The sequence below is a fragment of the Methylopila sp. Yamaguchi genome (assembly GCF_002897035.1).
GTDB lineage: Bacteria > Pseudomonadota > Alphaproteobacteria > Rhizobiales > Methylopilaceae > Methylopila.
The window spans coordinates 149,529-168,445 of the sequence record NZ_BAUX01000005.1 but is presented as its reverse complement, the minus strand read 5'-3'; the positions used below and the strand labels follow the sequence as shown (position 1 = coordinate 168,445).

General features: G+C 70.4%; 16 protein-coding genes. 9 read left to right on the top strand and 7 right to left on the bottom strand.

All coding sequences use genetic code 11. The features are described 5' to 3' along the window. The first annotated feature begins 124 nt into the window (after nucleotides 1-124). From METY_RS07890 to METY_RS07880, 3 genes are read left to right on the top strand one after another with little or no spacing between them, the layout of a single operon-like run. Nucleotides 125-1,423, top strand: coding sequence for an MFS transporter (locus METY_RS07890; RefSeq protein WP_103120831.1), 1,299 nt, complete (start codon nucleotides 125-127; stop codon nucleotides 1,421-1,423). Then, nucleotides 1,420-2,373, top strand: coding sequence for an amidohydrolase family protein (locus METY_RS07885; protein ID WP_103120830.1), 954 nt, complete (start codon nucleotides 1,420-1,422; stop codon nucleotides 2,371-2,373). Before METY_RS07890 ends, METY_RS07885 begins: the two co-directional genes overlap by 4 nt. Beyond that, nucleotides 2,370-3,755 (top strand): flagellar biosynthesis protein FlgA, encoded by a 1,386-nt coding sequence (locus METY_RS07880; protein ID WP_103120829.1) that lies wholly within the window; start codon nucleotides 2,370-2,372, stop codon nucleotides 3,753-3,755. The genes METY_RS07885 and METY_RS07880 overlap by 4 nt, the downstream gene beginning before the upstream one ends. 24 nt (nucleotides 3,756-3,779) lie before the next feature. Here METY_RS07880 and METY_RS07875 read toward each other — a convergent pair whose 3' ends face one another. From METY_RS07875 to METY_RS07855, 5 genes are all read right to left on the bottom strand, one after another. After that, complete coding sequence (locus METY_RS07875) at nucleotides 3,780-4,598, bottom strand: transglutaminase-like domain-containing protein (protein WP_103120828.1); 819 nt, start codon at nucleotides 4,596-4,598, stop codon at nucleotides 3,780-3,782. 117 nt (nucleotides 4,599-4,715) lie between these two features. Continuing rightward, nucleotides 4,716-6,140, bottom strand: a complete 1,425-nt coding sequence (locus METY_RS07870) for an MATE family efflux transporter (RefSeq protein WP_103120827.1) — start codon at nucleotides 6,138-6,140, stop codon at nucleotides 4,716-4,718. Beyond that, nucleotides 6,137-8,389 carry a xanthine dehydrogenase family protein molybdopterin-binding subunit gene (locus METY_RS07865; protein ID WP_103120826.1) on the bottom strand — a complete coding sequence of 751 codons (2,253 nt, stop codon included), beginning with the start codon at nucleotides 8,387-8,389 and terminating at the stop codon, nucleotides 6,137-6,139. The genes METY_RS07870 and METY_RS07865 overlap by 4 nt, the downstream gene beginning before the upstream one ends. 13 nt (nucleotides 8,390-8,402) lie before the next feature. Continuing rightward, the gene (locus METY_RS07860) at nucleotides 8,403-8,849 is read right to left on the bottom strand and encodes a (2Fe-2S)-binding protein (RefSeq protein WP_103120825.1); all 447 of its coding nucleotides are present in this window, start codon (nucleotides 8,847-8,849) and stop codon (nucleotides 8,403-8,405) included. Nucleotides 8,850-8,859: 10 nt separating this feature from the next. Then, a complete protein-coding gene (locus METY_RS07855; protein ID WP_103120824.1) occupies nucleotides 8,860-9,675 on the bottom strand; it encodes an SDR family NAD(P)-dependent oxidoreductase in 816 nt (271 codons plus the stop codon). Between the two features lie 89 nt (nucleotides 9,676-9,764). Between METY_RS07855 and METY_RS07850 the strand changes: the two genes are divergently transcribed. From METY_RS07850 to METY_RS07835, 4 genes are all read left to right on the top strand, one after another. Continuing rightward, nucleotides 9,765-10,715, top strand: coding sequence for a GlxA family transcriptional regulator (locus METY_RS07850; protein ID WP_103120823.1), 951 nt, complete (start codon nucleotides 9,765-9,767; stop codon nucleotides 10,713-10,715). A gap of 80 nt (nucleotides 10,716-10,795) precedes the next feature. Beyond that, nucleotides 10,796-11,572 carry a DeoR/GlpR family DNA-binding transcription regulator gene (locus METY_RS07845; protein ID WP_103120822.1) on the top strand — a complete coding sequence of 259 codons (777 nt, stop codon included), beginning with the start codon at nucleotides 10,796-10,798 and terminating at the stop codon, nucleotides 11,570-11,572. Nucleotides 11,573-11,648: 76 nt separating this feature from the next. Next, nucleotides 11,649-14,123, top strand: coding sequence for a GcvT family protein (locus METY_RS07840; RefSeq protein WP_103120821.1), 2,475 nt, complete (start codon nucleotides 11,649-11,651; stop codon nucleotides 14,121-14,123). Between the two features lie 175 nt (nucleotides 14,124-14,298). Continuing rightward, nucleotides 14,299-15,144 (top strand): EamA family transporter, encoded by an 846-nt coding sequence (locus tag METY_RS07835; RefSeq protein WP_103120922.1) that lies wholly within the window; start codon nucleotides 14,299-14,301, stop codon nucleotides 15,142-15,144. A 1-nt stretch (nucleotide 15,145) separates the two neighbouring features. Here METY_RS07835 and METY_RS07830 read toward each other — a convergent pair whose 3' ends face one another. After that, nucleotides 15,146-15,976 carry an oxidoreductase gene (locus tag METY_RS07830; protein WP_103120820.1) on the bottom strand — a complete coding sequence of 277 codons (831 nt, stop codon included), beginning with the start codon at nucleotides 15,974-15,976 and terminating at the stop codon, nucleotides 15,146-15,148. 94 nt (nucleotides 15,977-16,070) lie between these two features. On the opposite strand from METY_RS07830, the gene METY_RS07825 reads away from it, so the two are divergent. Next, nucleotides 16,071-16,679 (top strand): TetR/AcrR family transcriptional regulator, encoded by a 609-nt coding sequence (locus METY_RS07825; RefSeq protein ID WP_244593566.1) that lies wholly within the window; start codon nucleotides 16,071-16,073, stop codon nucleotides 16,677-16,679. A gap of 1 nt (nucleotide 16,680) precedes the next feature. Here METY_RS07825 and METY_RS07820 read toward each other — a convergent pair whose 3' ends face one another. After that, entirely contained in the window at nucleotides 16,681-17,556 is an 876-nt protein-coding gene (locus METY_RS07820) for a LysR substrate-binding domain-containing protein (protein ID WP_160147326.1), read from the bottom strand. A gap of 109 nt (nucleotides 17,557-17,665) precedes the next feature. Here METY_RS07820 and METY_RS07815 point away from each other — a divergent pair, with 109 nt between their 5' ends. After that, nucleotides 17,666-18,808 carry a 2-aminoethylphosphonate--pyruvate transaminase gene (locus METY_RS07815; RefSeq protein ID WP_103120817.1) on the top strand — a complete coding sequence of 381 codons (1,143 nt, stop codon included), beginning with the start codon at nucleotides 17,666-17,668 and terminating at the stop codon, nucleotides 18,806-18,808. The last annotated feature ends 109 nt before the right edge of the window (nucleotides 18,809-18,917 follow it).

The following is an 18,917-nucleotide window of genomic DNA, read 5'->3' as shown; positions in this document are numbered from 1 at the left end:
TTACAGGCCTCAATTTCGAACAAGTCATGACCAGGCGTTGACGTGGCCGCCGCATTGGGTCAGTTTTGGTATACCAAAATGGCCTCCCACACTGAACCGAGGGGGCCGCTGGGGAGGGTACAACATGGCTTCCACTGTCTCCACGGCGGGCGCAGCCCGTCCGACGAACGTGCGTTGGCGCGTCGTCGCATTGATGTTCGTGCTTTACACGATCAACTGCATCGACCGCATCGCCTTGTCCGTGGGCCTGCCTGTGATCGGCAAGGAGTTCGACCTCTCCCCCGCGATGCAGGGGCTGATCCTGTCGTCGTTCTTCTGGACCTACTGCGGATTCCAGATCCCGGGCGGCTGGGCCGCGGACCGCTGGGGCGGCCGCAAGGTGCTGGGATGGGCGACCGCGCTCTGGGGCTCGTTTCAGTGCCTCGCCGCCGCCGCGACCGGCGGCGTCACCATGATGCTCGCCCGCATCGGCCTCGGCGTTTTCGAAGCGCCCTATATGCCCACGGCGAGCAAGCTGGTCGCGGCCTGGATGCCCGCGGGCGAGCGCTCCCGGGCGATCACGCTGATCGATTCCGGCGCGCCGCTCGGCTCCGCCTTCGGCGGCCTGCTGCTCTCCGCCCTCATCGTCTTCTTCGGCTCCTGGCGTCTGGCCTTCCTCACGGTCGGCGTGCTCACGCTGGTCGTCGGCGCCTTCGTCATCTGGCAGATCCGCAACCGCCCCGAGCAGCATCCGGACGTGAACGAGGCCGAGCTCGCGGCGATCGCGGCCAAGAACGCGGCTCTCGTCGGGGCCGCGGACGAAGAGCGCCACATGTCCCGCCGCACCTTCGTCGCGATGATCTGCGGCCGGATCGGCTGGACGATGATCTTCTTTGGCCTCGTCACCTGGGGTCCGAACTACCTGTCGGCCGCCCGCGGCTTCGACCTGAAGGGGATGGGCTACGCGACCTTCGCGATCTTCTCGGCCGGCGCGCTCGGCGCGATCGTCTCCGGCACGCTGGCCGACTGGCTGCAGAAGCGCCTGCCGCGCGACGTGGCGTTCAAGATCCTATTCGGCGCTTCGGGATCGGTCGCGCTCGCGGGTCTGCTCGCGCTGCCCTACGTGACTGACCCGGTCAGCGCGGTCGCCCTGCTCGCGGTCACCGTGATGTTCCACTTCTTCGGCAGCCTGTACTGGACGATTCCCGCCATGCTCGCCCCGAAGGAGCGCATCGGACTGATCGGCGGCGTCATGAACTTCGCCGGCACCTCGAGCGGCATCGCGGCCCCTCTGCTGATCGGCCTCCTGGTGCAGTGGACCGGCGGCTTCGACGCGGTCATCGCCTACTTCGCCTTCTGCGCGCTGGTCTACCTCGTCGGCTCGCTGGTCATCGATTTCCGGCCGCACGGGCTGCAGCCGGCGCTGGCGGAGGCGCGGGCATGAGCGCGCGCCTTTACGATGGACCGATCATCGACGCCCACCACCACGTCTGGGAGCCGAAGAAAAACGACTACCCCTGGCTCTCGGGCGACCTGATCGTGCCCCACCGCTACGGCGACTACAGCGCCATCAAGCGGGACTATCTGCCGGACGACCTCCGCCGCGACGCGGAAGGCGTCAACATCGTCGCGACGGTCTATGTCGAGGCGGAGTGGAGCCCGGCCGATCCGATCGGCGAGACGACCTATGTCCACAAGATCGCGGAGGCCCACGGCCTGCCGAACGCGATGGTGGCCCAGGCCTGGCTCGACCGCGACGACGTCGCGGAGGTCCTCGCGGCGCAGGCCGCGTTTCCGCTGGTGCGCAGCGTGCGCCACAAGCCGGTCGGCGCGAACTCGCCGGCCGAGGTCGCGCAAGGCCGCCGAACGACCATGTCGGACGAACGCTGGCGGGCGGGCTACGCCCTGCTTGCGCGGAACGGCCTGCACTTCGACCTGCAGACGCCGTGGTGGAACCTCGCGGAGGCCGCGGAGCTCGCCCGCGACTTCCCCGACACGACGCTGATCGTGAATCATGCGGGCGTGCCGGGCGACCGCGCGCGGACCACGCTCGACGGCTGGACCGAGGGGATGGCGGCGCTCGCGGCCCAGCCCAACGTTGTGGTCAAGATCTCCGGCCTTTGCATCGCCAGCCGGCCCTGGACGGTCGACGACAACGCCGAGGTCGTGACGACGATCCTGAAACTGTTCGGTCCCGAGCGCACGATGTTCGGGTCGAACTTTCCGGTCGACGGCATGCTCGCGAGCTATCGCGAGATCTTCGAAGGGTTCCGCGCGATCGCCGCGCCCTGGAGCGCCGCCGACCAGCGCGAGATGTTCCATGACGCGGCGGCGCGGATCTACCGCCCGCGGTTCGCCGCCGTCGACGCATCCGGACTTGCGAAAGCCTCATGAACAGCCACCGTCGTTTTGCGCGGGCCGAGCGCCCGATCGAGGTCGCCCTCGTCGGCGCCGGCGCCTTCGGGCGCTCGCTGCTGGCCCAGGGCGGGCGCATGAAGCTGATGAGCGTGCGCGTGGCGATCGACGTCACGGCCGCGCGCGCCGCGGAGGCGTTCCGCGCCACGGGGGCGGACGAGGGCGCGATCGCCCTCTGCGAGAGCCGCGCGGAGGCGGCGGCCGCGTGGGAGGCGGGGCGCCTCGTCGCCGCGGGGGATCTCGACGTCGCGCTGGGCCTGCCCGTCGACATCGTGGTGGAGGCGAGCGGCCATCCCGAGGCCGGCGCCGTCCACGCGCTGGCGAGCCTCGAGGCCGGCAAGCACGTGGCGCTCGTCACCAAGGAGACGGACTCCGTCGTCGGCGCCTACCTCGCCGCCGTGGCGGCGGACCGCGGCCTGGTCTGCACGCCGGTCGACGGCGACCAGCCCGCCCTGCTGATCGGGCTCGTCACCTGGGCGGAGACGCTCGGGCTGCCGATCATCTCCGCCGGCAAGGCGAGCGAGTACGACTTCGTGTTCGACCCCGCGACCGAGCGACTGACGAGCGAGGACCGCGTCGCGCACGCGCCGGGCTTCGGCGCGGCGTGGGACCTCGGCGACCGCCCCGTCGCGGAGGTCGTCGCCGAACGGGCGGCGGGCGCCGCGGCGCTGCCGCAGCGGGCGGTGCCCGACCTCTGCGAGATGGCGGTGGTCGCGAACGCCACGGGGCTCAAGCCCGACGTCGCGCCGTTCCATGTGCCGATCGCCCGCATCCAGGAGGTGGCCACCGTGTTCGAGGAGCAGGCGCGCGGCGGCCTGCTGTCGGGCGGACGCCGGCTCGACGTCTTCAACTGTCTGCGGGCACCCGGCGAGATTTCCTTCGCCGGCGGCGTGTTCGTGGTCGTGCGGTGCGAGGACGCCGAGACCTGGGCGATCCTGGCGGCCAAGGGCCACACCATGAGCCGCGGCGGAGACGCCGCGATGCTCTGGCTGCCGCGCCACCTGCTCGGCGTCGAGGCGCCGATCAGCCTCCTCGACGCGGTGGTGAACGGCGTCTCCGTCGGCGGGACGCCGACGCCAGTGGTCGACCTGGTCGGCCGGACGACGAAGCCGCTCCCCAAGGGAACGCTGCTTGAGGCGGAAGGCCATCATCACACCATCGACGGCGTGGGCCCCGAACTGATCGACGCCGCGCCCCTCGCGTCCGAACGCCCCGCGCCGTACTACCTCATCGCGGGACGCCGCCTGCGGCGCGATTTGCCCGCAGGCGCTTCGGTGACGCTCGGCGACCTGGAGCTGGACGAGACGGCGCCGCTCTACGTGATGCGGCGCCGGCAGGACGAGCGGTTCTTCGGGGCTTAGATCTGACCGGGCGCGGGGCGCCGCTCAGTAGATCGGCGCCTGATCGACTTCGTAGGTCCACACCTTGAACGAGGTCAGGGTGTGCGGGCCGAACGAGTTGATCAGCGGGACGTCCGCGGCGTCGCGGCCGCGGGCGACGACGATGCGTCCGATGCGGGGGATGTTGTTGCGCGGATCGAACGTCCGCCAGGCGCCGCCGAGATAGACCTCGATCCATGCGCTGAAGTCCATGGGATCCACCACCGGCACGCCGATGTCGCCGAGGTGCCCATTGACGTAGCGGGCCGGGATGTTCAGGCAGCGGCAGAGCGCGACGGCGAGATGCGCGTAGTCGCGGCACACGCCGACGCGCTCCTTGAAGGCGCCGAGCGCCGTGCGGGTCGAGCGCGCCTGCTGGTAGTCGAACGCGATGTGCTTGTTGACGAAGTCGCACACCGCCTGCACCCGGCCCCAGCCCGGCGTGACATGTCCGAACAGATCCCAGGCGGCCTGGCTCAGTTCGTCCGTCTCGCAGTAGCGGCTGCCCATGAGGTAGACCAGCGTCTCGTCCGGCAGGTCGGCGACCGGCCATTCCGCGGCGTCGAAGACCGCCTCGTCCGGCAGGCCGCTGTCCTCGATCGTCGCATCGCCCCAAAGCGTGAAATCGCCGGCCGGCGCCACGAACCGCCGGCAGCGGTTTCCGAACATGTCGCGGTAGGTGGTGGTCGGGATGATCGGGGTCGTGAAGACCCTCTCAGGCGCCCGCACGTCGGCCGCGCGGTCGTCGTGCACTGAGAGCAGGCAGACCATGGGCGTCGGCGCCTGACAGTGCAAATTGATCTCATAGCCGTAGCGGATCAGCATAATGCGCTTTCGATCGAGGAGGGGGCGCTGACGAAATGCTGCCGTCGGGGCGAATGTGTCCGCGTCCCTCCATGTTAGCAGAGATTGCCGCCCTGAGGCTGGCTCATTTCTGCGCTGTCAGCGCCCGCTCGATCCGGGGCGGACGAGTCCGCCCTGGCGGGCCGCGTCCCAGTCCGCGCCAATGGTCAGAAGGCCCATCGCGACGCCGTAGACGACAAGCGCGAGCGACACCGCCGCGAACATCGTCCAGAGCGGAGCGGCCCAGACGAAGGCGAGAGCCGCGCCGCCGATCGCGAGCAGCGTGCGGACGAGCGTGACGGCGAGCGGCTTGCCGAGCCGCCCCGCGCCCTGCGCCGCGAAATAGAGCGCCATGCCGAAGGCGAAGAAGCCGTAGGCCGGACCGGCGATGCGGAGATAGGCCGCGCCGGCGTCGATCATCGCGGCGTCGGCGCTGAACAGGCTAAGCCAGGCCGCGGGGACGAGCGCCGCCGCGACGCCGATGAGCTCCGCGGTGACGAAGGCGAGCGCCGCGCCCGTGAAGGCGATGCGCTTCGCGCGCTCGATCGCGCCCGCCCCGACGTTCGTGCCGACCAGCGGCACCAGCGGCGCGCCGAAGCCGAAGGCGAGCGGGATCAGCAGGTATTCGAGCCGCGCGCCGGTGCCGTAGCCCGCGAGCGCAGCGGCTCCCGCGGCGTGGCCGACCAGAGCGGTGACCACGATGAAGATCAGATTGGTCTGGATCGAGGTCAGCGAGGCGAGCGCCCCCACCTTCAGGATCTCGGCCATGTGGCGCCATTCGAGCGGCGACCATGTGAGGCGCACCACGCTCCGGCCAGAGCGCGCGTACCACAGCAGGAAGCCGCAGCCGAGGGCGTTGAACGTCACGATCGCCCAGCCGCCGCCGGCGACGCCGAGTCCGGGGAGGGGGCCGAACCCATAGATCAGCAGCGGCGAGAGCGGCACGATCAGGACGACGCCGAAGCAGACGACGCCGGCCGGAACCAGCATGTCGCCAGTGCCGCGCAGGGCGCTCGCGAGCGCGTTCATGACCCAAAGCAGCACGGTGCCGGCGAACACAACGTTCGAGTAGGCGAGCGCCGCCTCGAGCGCGCCGCCTTCCGCGCCCGACAGACGGTAGAACGGCTCGCCGAACGCGAGCATCAGCGCGGAGAAGGCGAGGCCGAGGCCGGCGAACAGCGCGACGCCGTGCGACACGACCTTGTCGGCGTCCTCACGGCGTCCGGCGCCGAGCGCCCGCGCCACGGCGGACGACACGCCGCCGCCCATGGCGCCGACGGACAGCATCTGCATCAGCATGAAGGGCGGGAACACCAGCGCCATGCCGGCGAGCGCGTCCGGCCCGAGCCGCCCGACCCAGTAGGTCTCGATCAGGCCGGTCGAGGCCTGCAGCAGCATGACCGCGAGGTTCGGCCACGCCATCCGCAGGATCAGCGGCGCGACCGGGTCGTTCAGGAGCGCCAGCGTCCGCGGGTCGAGCGCAAGCGAGGCCGGCGTCGGCGCCGGAACCGCCGCCGTGCTCATGCCCCGGACAGCTTCGCCTTCGCGATCGGCAGGCTGCGGATGCGCTCGCCGGTCAGCGCCGCCAGCGCGTTCGCGACCGCGGGCGGCACGCCGGGAAGGCCCGGCTCCCCGATGCCGCCCATGGGCGCGCCGCTCTCGACAATCGCGACATGAACCTCGGGCATGTGGTCGCGCGCGAGGATCTTGTAGCTGTCGTAGTTCCGATCCTGGCGGACGCCGTCCTTGTAGACGACCTGCTCGAACAGGGCCGAGGAGAGGCCGAGCGCCGCGGCGGACTCGACCTGCGCCTTGACGATCGCGGGGTTCACGATCGAGCCGGGGTCGATCGCGATCCACAGCCGGTGGACGCGCGCCGCGCCGTCTTCGATCGAGGCCTCCGCGATGGTCGCGGTCTCCGATCCGAACGGCGAGGCCATGGCGACGCCGCGGGCGCGCTTCACCCCGTCGACCTCGTAAGGACCGCGGGTCCAGCCGCCGGACAGGTCGGCGACGGCCTTCAGCAAAGTGAGATGGCGCGGCTTGTCCTTCAGCAGGGCAAGGCGGAACGCATAGGGGTCCTTGTTTCCGGCGTCCGCGATCTCGTCGAGGAAGCTCTCGTAGAAGAAGTCGTTCATCGAATGCCCGACGGACCGCCAAAACGCGATGGTGACGGGGTGAGGCAGCTTGGCGAAGGCCATCTTCCGGTTCGGGATGGCGTAAGGCTTCTCGACGATGCCCTCGACGGCGGATGAATCCACCGGCGCCTTGAAGATCGATCCGAACCAGCGGCCGATCGGGCCCTCGCCGACGGTGCGGACTTCGAGCGCGGTCGGGTTTCCGGCGCCGTCGAGCGCGGCGCGGAAGCGGCTGAAGCTCAGCGGCCGGACGGCGTCGTTGAGGAACTCCTCCTCCCGGGACCACAGCACCTTCACCGGCCGGCCGGTCGCCTTCGCAAGCAGGATCGCCTGCGGGAAGGGGTTCGCGGGGCCGTACATGAAGTGTCGGCCGAAGAAGCCGCCGAGCAGCGGCGAATGAATCTTCACCTTGTCCGGCGTCAGGCCCGCGGTCTGTCCCGCGATCATCTGGAACAGTTCGGGCATCTGGTTCGGGACCCAGAGGTCGAGCGTTCCGTCCGCGTTGAAGCGGGCGATGCTGGAGGGGGGCTCGAGCTGGGCGTGCGCGAGATAGGGCGCGTCGTAGTCGGCCTCGATGATCTTCGCGGCCTTGGCGAAGGCCGCGTCGGCGTCACCCTCGGTCTCGGACGGCAGCCCCGGCTCCGCCGACGCCTTCAGGGCCGCGAGCATGGTCTCCGAGGAGAACTCGGCCGAGACGGTGTCGACGCCCTGCGCCGCTGGCGCCGACCAATCAGCCTTCAGCGCTTCCACGGCCTTGCGGGCGCGCCACCAGGTGTCGGCCGCCACAGCGATCGCGCCGGGCAGCCGGTGGACCGAATGCACCCCGGGCATCGCCTTGACGTCGGCTTCGTTGAGAAGCGCCTTCGGCTCGGTCCCTAACACGGCCGCGTGCTGGACGGCGGCGTAGAGCATCCCCTCGACCTTCTGGTCGATGGCGTAGATCGCCCGCCCGGTGGACTTGTCGCGCACGTCAAGTCTGGCGACCGGCTGGCGGATGTAGCGGAAGGTCTTGGGCTCGCGGAGCGGAACGTCGTCCTTCGGCTGCAGCAGCAGCGCCTCGCCCGCGAGGTCTCCGTAGCCGATCGAGCGGCCAGAGGCGGCGTGGACCACCTTGCCGTCCTCGGTCGTGAGTTCGCCGTCCTGAACCTTGAGCTTGGCGGCGGCGGCCCGGATCAGCATCTCGCGCGCCGTCGCGCCGAGCCGGCGCATCGCGCCGTAGCTCGATCGCGTCGAGAAGCTGCCGCCGGTGAGCCGGAGGCCGTTGACCAGGGCGTAGTCGGGGCCCGGAGGCGCGCACTCCACCACGAAGCGCGCGGGGTTCACGTCGAGCTCCTCGCCCACGATCTGCGCCAGCGCGGTGTTGATGCCCTGGCCGCCCTCGATGAAGGGGCTGAGCAGCTTCACCGTGCCGTCGGCGCGGATCTCGAGGAAGGCCGGCACGCGAGTGCCGGGCTTCGGCGCGATCGCTCCGGCCCCCTCGGCCTGCGCCCTGGCCTTGCCCGTCGGCAGCGCGACGCCGAGCACCAGCGCGCCCGCCGCGACGCCGAGGAAGCGGCGCCGGGAGAGGTTGGCGACGCCGTCCGGCGTGGGCACCAGCGTGGCGGCGTCGAGATCGAAAGGCGAGTGAGCGTTCATCGGCGTCGCCTCCTCAGGCCGCGGCTTGCCGCACGGCGGCGGCGATCGCGTTGTAGGTGCCGCAGCGGCAGAGGTTGCTCATCGCGTCGCTGATGTCGGCGTCCGTCGGCTTGGGCGTCTCCTTCAACAGAGCCGTCGCGGCCATCACCTGGCCGGACTGGCAATAGCCGCATTGCGGAACCTGCGCGGCGACCCAGGCCTCCACGACCTTGCGGCCGACCTCGTCCTCGGTGATCGCCTCGATGGTCGTGATCTTCGACTGCTCGACCGCTTCGATCGGGAACTGGCACGACCGTGTCGCCTGCCCGTCGATCAACACGGTGCAGGCCCCGCACTGGGCGATCCCGCAACCGTATTTCGTCCCGATCATCCCAAGGGTGTCGCGGAGCACCCAGAGCAGCGGCGTGCCGGGCTCGGCGTCGGCTTTGAGAACCTTGCCGTTGACGTCGACGTCGTACATGGCGGCCTCCTTACGCCGCGACTGTCAGGCCCGACCGGTAGCGGTCGGCGGCGTGGTTGCGGGACAGGTTGGGCCCGAGCGCCTTGCGGGCGGCCTCCAACGTCTCCCACTGGCCGAGGTCCGGCAAGGCCGGGATGGTGACCAGTTCGCCCTGATCGAAGCCGGCGAGCGCCGCGTCCACCATCTCGTCGACGCCCATCACCATCTCGGCCGGAAGGTTCTCCAGCCCATGTCCGGCCCGTTCCCAGATCTCGGTGGCGGTGACGCCCGGCAGCACCGCCTGCAGCCGGACGCCGGACGAGGCGAGCTCGTGGCTCATGGCCTGGGTGAGGGCAAGCACGTAGGCCTTCGAGGCGCTGTAGACGCCGTTCAGCAATTCCGGGGCGAGGGCGACGACCGATGCGATGTTGATGATGGAGCCCGCGCCGCGGGCGGCGAAGGCGGAGCCGGCGACCGCCGCGAGGCGGGTGGCGGCGACCACGTTCAGCCGCACCATCGCGTCGAGGCGCTCGACGTCGGTTTGGATCACCGGCGTGAGCGCGGCGACACCGGCGTTGTTGACCAGCAGCGCGATGCTCGCGTCGTCCCGTAGGCGGCGCTCCACCGCGGCGAGATCGGCTTGCACGTTGAGATCTGCCCTGAGCGGCTCGACCGTCACGCCGGTCTCGGCGACCAGCCGATCGGCGAGCGCCGCGAGGCGCGTGGCGTCGCGGGCGACGACGACGAGGTCGTAGCCTCGCTTCGCCAGGCGGTCCGCATAGACCGCGCCGATGCCGGAGGACGCTCCCGTCACAAGCGCCGTTCCTCTGGTGGCGGTGTTCGCCATGTGCTTACCCTCGTCGAAACCGGTTTGACGAGCGGAGGCTAGACGCGTAGCGCTATGTCTCAAATGTCATTTATCCGGCTTTTCGAGACATGACGCGCACTGTCGGGCTGATCATCTTTCCGGGCTTTCAGGCGCTCGATCTCGCCGTGGGAACGGTGTTCGAACTCGCGAACGACGCGCTCGGCGAAGCGGTCTACGCCATCGAGATGCTGTCGGAGACGGGCGGCCTGACGCCAAGCTCGTTCGGCGCCGGCGTGGACAGCCGGCCGTTCCGCGCGCCCGGCTTCGACACCGTCATCATGACCGGCGGCCTTGGCGATCGCCCGGGCACGCCGGGCCTGATCGCCTTCCTGAAGGAGGCGACCGCCGCATCGCGCCGCACGGCGTCGATCTGCACGGGGGCGTTCTTTCTCGCGGAGGCCGGCTTGCTCGACGGGCGGCGGGCGACCACGCACTGGGCGCGCGCCCGCGACCTGCAGCGCCGCTACCCGAAGGTGAAGGTCGAGGAGGATAGGATCTTCATCGAGGACCGCGGCGTCTGGACCTCGGCGGGCATGACCGCGTGCATAGACCTCGCGCTCGCGCTCGTCGCGGCCGACGTCGGCGAGGCGCTCGCCCGCACCATCGCCAAGCGGCTCGTGGTCTATCACCTGCGCGCCGGGGGGCAGTCGCAGTTTTCCGCGATGCTGGACCTGAAGCCCGCCTCCGACCGGATCCAGACGGCGCTGGCCTTCGCGCGCGAGAACATCGCCCTCGATCTGTCCGTCGAGCGGCTCGCGGAGGTGGCGAGGCTCAGCCCCCGGCAGTTCAGCCGCGCATTCCGGTCGGAGACGGGGCAGTCGCCCGCCAAGGCGGTCGAGACGCTGCGGGTCGAGGCCGCGCGCCAGATGCTGGAGGCGGGACGCTTGTCGAACGAGGCGATTGCGCAGGAGGCGGGCTTCGTCGATCCCGACCGCATGCGGCGCGCCTTTCTGCGCGCCTACGGCCAGCCGCCCCAGGCGCTGCGGCGCGCCGCCAGGAGCCTGCCGGTCCCTGCGTGACGCTCGACTGCGGGCCGGCCGTGTTGCCACCGGTGGGGTCCGTCCGCACACTGCCGGCTCCGTTCGGAGAGCGTTCCTTCATGCCCCGCCCCATCGCCGCCAAGCGGCTCTACGACATTCTCGAGCGGGTCGACGCGGAGCGCTCCGTCAGCGTCGAGGCGCTCGCGGAGAGCTTCGGCGTGTCGCGCGAGACGATCCGGCGCGATCTCAAGACGCTGGCGGCGCAGGGCCGTCTCGACGTGGTCCACGGGGGCGCGCTCAAGCGGGGCGTCGGGGAGCCGCCCTACGCCGAGCGGGTCCGCGAGAACGCCGCCGGCAAGACCGCGATCGGTCGGGCCGCCGCCGCGCTGGTCGAGCCGGGGATGGTGGTGCTGCTCGATTCGGGCGCGACCACCCATGCGGTGGCGGTCGCGCTCGCCGCGTCGCCGCCGAAGGACGTCTCGGTCTGCGCGACCTCGCTGGTGGACGCTCTGCTGCTGAGCCGCGCCGGCCTTAAGGTCACAGTGCTAGGCGGAGAGGTCGATCCGGACGACGGCGCGACGGTCGGTGTGGACGTCATCGCTGCGCTGGCCAGGCACCGCGTCGACCTTGTGTTCGTCGGCGTGGGCGGGATCACCATGGAAGGCGACGTCACGGTGTTCTCGCGCCTCGCCGCCGAGACGCGGTCGGTTATGATCGACGTCGCGCGGCAGAGCTATCTCATCGCCGACCATGGCAAATTCGGCCGCGCCGGCCCGGCGCGCATCACGTGGACTCGCGCGCCGTCGGGGGTGATCGTCGACACGCCCCCGCCGCGGCAAATGAAGGCGTCGCTGGCCGCGCAGCAGATACCCTGCATCGTCGCCAAATCCGCATAATGTGAGATTTTGTGATTTTATGATTGGATTTGGGATTTTCTGCAGCTAGGGTTCGGCTCTCGCTGGAGGCCGCGCCATGACCGAACCGAGCTTTCCCACTCAGGCCCAGGTCGTCGTCATCGGCGGCGGCATCGTGGGCTGCTCTCTCGCGTACCACCTGACGCAGCTCGGGCATCGCGACGTCGTGGTGCTGGAGCAGGGGCGCCTGTCGAGCGGGACGACCTGGCATGCGGCGGGGCTCGTGGGGCAGCTGCGGTCGCAGGCCAGCATGACCCGATTGATCCGCTACTCCACCGAGCTCTACGCGCGGCTCGAGGCCGAGACAGGGCTCGGCACGGGCTGGAAGCAATGCGGCTCGGTGTCGGTCGCCCGCACGGCGGAGCGCATGACCCAGCTCCGCCGCACCATCGCCTCGGCCCGGGCGCAGGGAGTCGAGATCCACGAGCTCACGCCCGCCGAGGCCGGCGAAAAGTGGCCGGTCATGCGCACCGACGACCTCGTCGGCGGCGTCTGGCTGCCGGGCGACGGCAAGGCCAACCCGACCGACCTCACCCAGGCGCTGGCCCGCGGCGCGCGGACCGGCGGGGCCCGGATCTTCGAGAAGACGCGGGTGACCGGTGTCGCCATCGCCAAAGGCCGCATTCGCGGCGTCGCGACCTCCCGGGGCGAGATCGCGTGCGAGACGGCCGTGATCTGCGCCGGGCAGTGGTCGCGCCAGTTTGGCAAGATGTGCGGCGTCTCGATCCCGCTGCACTCGGCCGAACACTTCTACCTCGTCACCGAGCGCATCGAGGGCGTGCATCCCGACCTGCCCGTCATGCGCGACCCCGACGGCTTCATCTACTTCAAAGAGGAGGTCGGCGGCCTGGTGATGGGCGGCTTCGAGCCGGACGCCAAGCCGTGGGGCATGGGCGGGATCCCGGACGACTTCGAGTTCCAGTTGCTGCCGGACGACCACGATCAGTTCGAGATCCTGATGGAGAACGCGCTGACGCGCGTGCCGGCGCTCGAGACCGCCGCGATCCGGACCACCGTCAACGGCCCCGAGAGCTTCACGCCGGACAACAACTTCCTGCTGGGCGAGACGTCGGAAGTCCGTGGGCTGTTCGTGGCCGCCGGCTTCAACTCCGCCGGCATCGCCTCCGCGGGAGGAGGGGGACGGGCGCTCGCGGAATGGATCGTCGCGGGCGAGCCGACGCAGGACCTCTGGCCGGTCGACATCCGCCGCTTCGCCGCCTTCAACGCCAACCCGGCCTGGCTGAAGGAGCGCGTGAAGGAGACGCTCGGTCTGCACTACGCCATGCCTTGGCCGAACCGAGAGCTCGTCACGGCGCGGCCGTTCCGCATCTCGCCGGTCTACGAGCGGCTGAAGGCGAAAGGCGCGGTGTTCGGCTCCAAGATGGGATGGGAGCGCGCGAATTACTTCGCGACTGGCCCCCACGACCGGGCGATCGCCTATGGCTTTGGGAGGCCCGCCTGGCTTGAGGCCTGCGCTTCGGAGCAGCGGGCGGCGCGCGAGGCGGTGGCGCTGTTCGACATGACCTCCTTCGCCAAGCTGCGGCTGGAAGGCCCCGACGCCGAGGCCGCGCTGCAGCGTCTGTGCGCGGCCGACATGGCGCTCGCCGTCGGCGACAGCGCCTATACGCCGATGCTGAATGTCCGCGGGGGGATCGAAGCCGAGGTGACCGTCGCGCGGCTCGGCCCCGAGGCGTTCCTGATCGTCGCCGGCTCCGGACAGCCGGTGCGCGACGCCGACTGGATCCGCCGCCATCTTGGCGACGCGCGGGCGACGCTGACCGACGTCACCTCGGCCTACGCCGTGCTGGGCCTCATGGGCCCGCGCTCGCGCGACCTGCTGGCGACGCTGACCGACGCCGCCCTCGACGACGCGGCGTTTCCTCCCAACGCCGTGCGCGAGATCGCGGTCGGCTTCGCGACCGCGCTCGCCGCCCGCCGCTCCTACGCCGGCGAGCTCGGCTATGAGCTTTATGTCGCGACCGAGTTCGCAGCGGGCGTCTATGACGCGCTGACCGCCGCGGGCTCAGCCTTCGGCCTGCGCGACGCCGGTTACTACGCCCTCGACGCGCTGCGCATCGAGAAAGGGTTCCGTGCGTGGAGCCGCGAGACGTCGCCGGACCTCACGCCCGACGCCTGCGACCTCGGTTGCGTGATCGACCTCGCCAAGGGCGACTTCATCGGTCGCGACGCGGTGCTCGCCGCTCGGGCAGGGCCTGCGCCGACGAGGCGCCTCGTCTCGCTGCTTGGCCCGGAGCCGGGCGCGCAGATGGCCTGGGGCGGCGAGCTTCTGCTGGCGGACGACGTCGCCGTCGGCGAGGTCACCTCCGCCGCCTATGGCGCGACGCTTGGCGGCGTGGTCGCGCTTGCCTGGATCGACGCCGCCCGCGCGCCGGACCAGGGCGCGCTGGACGCGGTGCGGCTGGCGATCGACGCCGGCGGGGAGAGGCTGCCGGTGCGGGCGAGCCTGACGCCGTTCCTCGGTCCGCAAGGCGTTGAGACCTCCACGCCCGAGGTTCTGAGGCGCACGGGATGAGACGCGCCGTCCTTCTTGTCCCGGCCTCGGGTCGGGACCCAGACCCGCGACCTTGGCAGGATAAAGCTCGTCATGCCCCGGCCTCTCCGGGGCATCCTAAGCCCGACGGGTTTGGATCAAGCGCGCCGTCGTGCCCGCGCACGCGCGCCTCCTCCTTCATCGCTTGGGCCGCCTGATGGAGCTCCACGTCTTCTTCGCCGTGCTGGCCGCGGCCGCCATGCATGCCGGCTGGAATGCGTTTCTCAAGCTCCGGATCGAGCCCTTCCTCGCGATGACGCTGGTCACCGCGGGCGCCGGGCTCGTGGCTCTGCCGGTCTGGCCGTTCCTCGGCGTTCCGAAGCTCGAAGCCTGGCCGTGGCTGCTGGGCTCGATCGCGCTGCACCTCGGCTACTACATCGCGCTGACCAAGGCCTACGAGCGGGCCGACATGAGCCAGGTCTACCCGATCGCCCGCGGGGGCGCGCCGCTGCTCACCGTCACCGCGAGCCTGCTGCTGCTGGGCGAGAGTCTCTCCCCGCTGCAGATCGCGGGCGTCGCGACGCTCGGCGGCGGCGTGATGATGATCTCGGTCCTCGGCCGCCGGAAGGGCGCGGCGTTCGATCCTGTCGCGCTCGGCTACGCGGGGCTGACCGCGCTCATGATCTGCGGCTACACGCTGGTCGACGGCGTCGGGGCGCGAGTTTCGGGCGATCCGCACGCCTATTCCGCGACGCTGTTCGTGATCGACGCTTTCCCGCTCCTGCTGTTCGCGCTCTGGCGGCGCGGCCTTTCGGGCCTCGCGCCCATGCGGCCGTACCTGCTGCAGGGCCTCGCGGGCGGGGCGATGTCGCTCGGCTCCTATTGGATCGCGATCTGGGCGATGACGGTGGCCGCGATCCCGCTGGTGGCGGCGGTGCGGGAGTCGAGCGTGCTGTTCGCGGCCCTGATCGCGGTGGTCCTGCTCAAGGAGCCGCCGCAATGGGGCCGCGCGATCTCGGCCGTGATGATCGTCGGCGCGCTGGCGCTGATGCGGATGGGCTAGCTCAGGCGAAATTCGTTGAGCGCGAAACGGCGTCCCATTCCGTCATCTCCGCCTTCAGCTGTTCGAGCTTCTGCGCGACCAGGCCGAGCGCGTCCTCGCCCAGGAACAGGCGCGAGGGCGGGTTGTCGGCCTCGACCAGCCGAAGCAGCGCCTGCGCCGCCTTGTCGGGATCGCCCGGCTGGTTCCCGCTTTTCGCCCGGCGCGCCGCGCGAAGCGGGTCCATGACCATGTCGTAGTCGTCGATGCTGCGGGCGGTGCGATCCATCGAGCGGCCCGCCCAATCCGTGCGGAACTGCCCGGGCGCGAGCGCGGTCACCTTTACGCCGAACGGCGCCAGCTCCTTGCCGAGAGACTCCGAGATGCCCTCGAGCGCGAACTTGCTGCCGCAATAGAAGCTGACGCCGGGCACGCCGACGAAACCGCCCATCGACGTGACGTTGATGATGTGGCCGCTCCGCCGCTCGCGCATGCCGGGGAGGACGGCCTTCATCATCGCGACCGGTCCGAAGACGTTGGCGGCGAACTGCCGCTGCAGATCGTCGATCGAGGACTCCTCTAAAGCGCCTTCGTGGCCGTAGCCGGCGTTGTTGACCAGCACGTCGATCGGACCGGCCTCACGCTCGGCCGCGCGGACCGCCGCCGGGACCGCGGCGTAGTCCGTCACGTCCAGCACGAGCGGAAACGCGCGGTCGGATGCGCCGAAGCGCGCCGCATCCTCGTGTCGACGGACGACGCCGATGACGCGATGATCGTCGGCGAGAGCGGCTGCGGCGAAGGCCTTGCCGAGGCCGGAGCTGACGCCGGTGATGAGAAAGGTTTTTGATCTGGCCATGGAAACCTCGCTTGGCGATCGACCTATGATTTATATCAAGATATAAATCTCCATGGTTCAAGACAAGCCTCGAACGGAGCGGCCGAAGCCGGCCATGCGCGAGCGCGTCCTGGACGCCGCCGAGCGCCTCCTCGGGCGCGGCGCCGCGGCGTTCTCGATGCGAGACCTCGCGGAGGAGGCCGGCGTGAGTTTCGCGACGCCCTTCAACCAGTTTGGAAGCAAGGCCGCGATCATGCTCGCGCTGTCGGCGCGCCGCATCGACGCGATGAGCCAGCGTCTCGCGACGGCCGCGCTTCCTGACGACGCGGGCGGGCGCGTTCTCGTCGCGGTCGATGTCGCCGTCGAGGTCATGCTCGGCGCGCCGGATGTGAACCGCGCCGTGATGGCGGCGATCGGCTCGCCGGGCGCCGAGCCGGGCGGAGTGTCTTCGAATTCGAGCGCCTATTGGACCGAGGCGCTTGGCGCAGGCGCCGGGCTGGCCGCCGGGACGAGGCTTGTTGCGATCGCCGCGCTCCCGGATCAGCTCGCCGTCGCCTTCCGCGGCGTGCTGTCGTTCTGGACGGCGGGCGAAATTCCGGCCGCCGAACTGACACGACGCGCCCGCGCCGCGGCGGCGGCCGTGCTTCTCGGGTTCGTCGAGCGCGACGGCCGGCGCGAGCTTCTGGCGCTTCTCGAAGCTGCGTCCGGCGCCTCCGATCCGTGACTCAGCGCTCGTCCATCTGTTGCACCGCCTCCATGAAGCTGCGCACCAACGGGATCCGGCGGCGCTCCTCCAGGCACACGGCGTATTCGGCGACGGCGAGGTCCGCGCCGGTGATCTCGATGCGGGCGAGACCTTCGCCGTCGCGGAACTCGGCGCCGAAGATCACGCCGATCCCGAAGCCGGTGGCGACCGCGTCGCGCACCGCCTCGCGGGTTTGCACCTCGAGCAGATGGCCGGGCCGCACGCCGGCCTCCGCCAGCCGCAGCTCGAACACCTCGCGGGTCACGGAGCCCCGCTCGCGCAAAACCACGTCCTGTCCGACGAAGGCCTCGATCGGAACGGACGGCCGGCCCGCGAAGGCGTGGTCGGCGCGGACGAAGCCCACGAGGCGGTCCGCGCTCAGCCGCACGCTGCGGATGCGCGGGTCGGAGGTCTGCTTGGCCGTCACCGCCACGTCGGCGGCGTAGTCGATCAGCTGGCTCAGCACGTCGGACGAGTTGCCGATGGAGAGCGAGAAGGTGAGGCCGGGGTGCCGCTCGCGGATGCGGCCGAGCGCCGGCATCACATGGGCGGCGCTGTCGGCCGCGATCCGGAGATGCCCGCGGGACAGCGTGCGGACGCCCGCGAGCAGCGCCTCGGCCTCGTCCTCGGCGGCGAACAGGCGCGCGGTGATGACGAACAGGCTCTGCCCCAGCGGCGTCAGCTTCACGCTGCGCCCGACGCGGTCGAACAGGCGGACGCCGTAGGCTTCCTCCAGCGCGCGCACCTGGGCGGACAGGGTCGGCTGGCTGACGTTTCGGGCGCGGGCCGCCTTGGTGAAGCTCTCGGCCTGGGCGACCGCGTGGAAGGCGGCGAGGCCCGACGAACTGATCGCCATTTCGCATAGATCCCGTCTATAGGTGCGATGCAAACTCCATATTGGACCTATTCGAGACCGAGCGGCTAGCCTCGCTCTCGTCATCAACGACGAGCTGGACGAGACGCTTATGGCCTCCGCCTCCATCGCCCGATCCGAAACCGGCGACCCGCTGCTGCTGACGCCCGGCCCGCTGACGACCTCCAAGGCCGTCAAGGCGGTCATGGTCCACGACTGGGGCTCGCGCGACGCAACCTTCATCGCGATCAATAAGGCGGTTCTCGACGGCCTGCCGAAGATCATCCACGGCGAGGCGGAGTTCGTGACCGTTCCGATGCAGGGCTCCGGCACCTTCGCGGTCGAGGCGATGCTGACGACCTTCGTGCCCCGCTCCGGCAAGATCTTGGTGCTGGTGAACGGCGCCTACGGCCTGCGCGCCAAGAAGATCCTCGACGTCGCCGGCCGCGCCAACGTGATGCTTGAGACGCCCGAGGACACGCCCCCGGACCTCGCGGAGATCGAGCGGATTCTCGAGGCCGACCCCACGATCACCCATGTCTTCGCCGTCCACTGCGAGACCACGAGCGGCATCCGCAACCCGGTGGAGGCGATCGCGGCGCTGGTCGCCCGGCACGGCCGCCGCCTGCTGATCGACGCCATGAGCGCCTTCGGGGCGCTGCCGCTCGACGCCCGCGATCTCGCCTTCGACGCGGTCGCGGCCTCCTCGAACAAGTGCATCCAGGGCGTTCCGGGATTGGGCTTCGTGCTCGCCCGAAAGACGGCGCTGGCGGAGACCAAGGGCAACGCCACCACGCTGGTGCTCGATCTCCATGACCAGCACCAGGCGATCTCGACGACCGGCCAGTACCGCTTCACGCCGCCGATCCACGTCATCGTCGCGTTTCATGAGGCGCTCAAGGAGTTCTGGGCCGAGGGCGGCGTGGCCGGGCGCGGCGAGCGTTACGCCGACAACGCCCGCATCCTGATCGACGGCATGCGGGCGCTTGGCTTCGAGACGCTGCTGCCCGAGGCGCGGCAGGCCCCGATCATCGTGACCTTTCACATGCCCAAGGACCCGGCCTTCGCGTTTCAGCGCTTCTACGACGCGCTGAAGGACCGCGGCTATGTGATCTACCCCGGCAAGCTGACGGTGGCCGACAGTTTCCGCATCGGCTGCATCGGCGACCTGCACGCGAAGGACATGAAGGCCTTCGTCGGCGTGGTGTCCGAGGTGCTGAAGGACATGGGCGTCGGCCTGAAGTCGGCGGCCTGAGCCCTGCCGTCGTTCCGGACGGCCGGGAGGCCGATCCGGATCGTGATCCGAAAGAGCGTCCATCCAGCGCACGATCCCGGCTCGGCCCTCAGCCGACCGGGATGACGAG